Source organism: Ideonella sp. P3_A4 (assembly GCF_056403075.1).
Genome location: NZ_JBFUGE010001084.1, coordinates 1 through 1,281 on the forward strand (window position 1 = coordinate 1; position 1,281 = coordinate 1,281).

At 68.4% G+C, this 1,281-nt stretch carries 2 protein-coding genes; both read left to right on the forward strand.

Features of this window, described 5'->3' with window-relative positions:
* The first annotated feature begins 23 nt into the window (after positions 1-23).
* Positions 24-476: a chemotaxis protein CheW gene (locus AC1DYI_RS36035; RefSeq protein WP_477208884.1), complete on the forward strand. Its 453-nt coding sequence runs from the start codon at positions 24-26 to the stop codon at positions 474-476.
* Positions 473-1,281: CheR family methyltransferase (locus tag AC1DYI_RS36040; protein ID WP_477208885.1), on the forward strand; the 809-nt coding region annotated here is incomplete at its 3' end. The genes AC1DYI_RS36035 and AC1DYI_RS36040, both read left to right, overlap by 4 nt.

Genomic DNA, 1,281 nt, shown 5'->3' on the forward strand with positions numbered 1-1,281 from the left:
GCTGAGCAGCGCGTGGCCGCATCGTGGACGAGTTCGACTCCGACCTGTGGCTGGTCTGCCGCGTGCAGGCCCGGCTGTGCGCGGTGCCACTTGGGCGCGTGGTTGAAACCCTGCGCCCGCTGCCGATCGAGCCGATGCCAGGCAGCCCCGCCTTCGTGCTGGGGCTGGCCGTGATCCGCGGCGCGCCTTTGCCAGTCGTTGACACGGCCCGCCTGCTGGGCGCGCAGCACGAGCGCGCCGAGCGTTTCGTCGTCGTCGTGGTCGATGGCCGCCGCATCGCCCTGGCCGTGGGCAGCGTGCTCGGCGTGCGCACGGTATCGCGGGGTTCGCTGCATGCCTTGCCACCGCTGTTGCGCGACGCCGACACCGAAGTCATCGCCGCGGTCGGCAGGCTGGATGCAGAGCTGCTGCTGGTGCTGCGCAGCGCCCGACTGCTGCCAGAGCCTGTGGCAATCGCCGCGGAGCAGCTGTCATGACGGTATTGACCCGCACCGACCAGGTCGAGCGTTTTCGAGGGCTCATCGCGCGCCGCTTGGGCCTGCAGTTCGAGGACGCCCGCCTGGGCTGGCTGGGTGACGTGCTGCGGCGGCAAGTGGAGCGCGCGCGTCAAACCGACGATGGCTACCTCGATTGGCTCGAGCTCGAAGCCATGGGCACCGAGCTCGGCACGCTGGCCGAAGAACTGACAGTCCCCGAGACCTACTTCTTCCGCAACATCGACCAGTTCCGCGCATTGCAGGAGCAGGTGCTGCCCGATCGGCTCCGCGCCCGCGTCGGCCAGCGGTGCCTGCGCATCCTGTCGGCGGGTTGTGCGTCGGGTGAAGAGGCCTATTCGATCGCGATGGCCTTGCACGGACGTCTGCCCGACGCAGCTTGGACGTTGTCCATCCAGGCGGTGGACGTCAACCCGGTGATGCTCGACAAGGCACGCCGCGCCCGCTACACGGCCTGGAGCCTGCGCGAAACGCCTGCGGCCATGCAAGACCGCTGGTTCCGGCTCGAAGGGCGCGAACTGATCATCGATGACGCCATTCGAACCGCGGTGGTGTTCGAGCAGCGCAATATCCATCTGCACGACGCCGGCTTCTGGCGGCCAGGCCTGTTCGATGTGGTGTTTTGCCGCAACGTGCTGATGTACTTCACGCCGCAGGGCGCGGAAGCGGCCGTGGCGCGCATTGCCCGCTCGCTGGCCCCAGGCGGCGTGCTGTTTCTCGGGCATGCCGAAACCTTGCGCGGCCTGTCGCAGGACTTTCACCTGCGCCACACGCACGGCACCTTCTA